General features: G+C 46.1%; 1 protein-coding gene. It reads right to left on the reverse strand.

The window, feature by feature from the left end:
* Positions 1 to 398 (reverse strand): AAA family ATPase (locus J5M67_RS28595; RefSeq protein WP_243434941.1); only part of this gene is annotated, 398 nt, incomplete at its 3' end.
* Positions 399 to 447 lie beyond the last annotated feature (49 nt).

Consider the following 447-nt stretch of genomic DNA (forward strand, 5'->3'; position numbering starts at 1 on the left):
ATTAATTTCTTTCCCTTTGTTTCGATGTCTTCAAGTTTCGCTAGGAAGTAGCAAAAAGCAACGAGACTGCATTCACCTTCGCTCAAATTGTAAGCGGCCTGATCACCTCTCAATATTTGAAAGCGATATGTGGCGGTATTGGCCTCCTCTACCGCGGAGAGACTTAAGCCTCCGTGGCCTAGAAAATGTCCAAGATACTGATTGACCTGCTCCGCTCCTCGTTTTTCGTCTCGGAGCTGTGTTCTAAGTTCCTTGACCCGATCGACCCGCTTTTTTCCTTCTGCCTCTACGGCGTCTAATTCATCTTTTGCTTTTGTGATCTGATCTTCAAGGGCCTTTATCTTTTTTTCCTCGCCGGCGAGATCAATGTCAATAGTGAACTGGGAAATCTCGCTCAAGCGCAGTTCGTTCCGTGCAATTTTTTGATCTTCTTCGAGTGAGGTGGTT

Source organism: Pseudomonas sp. 30_B, assembly GCF_017491605.1.
In the GTDB taxonomy this organism is placed as follows: domain Bacteria; phylum Pseudomonadota; class Gammaproteobacteria; order Pseudomonadales; family Pseudomonadaceae; genus Pseudomonas.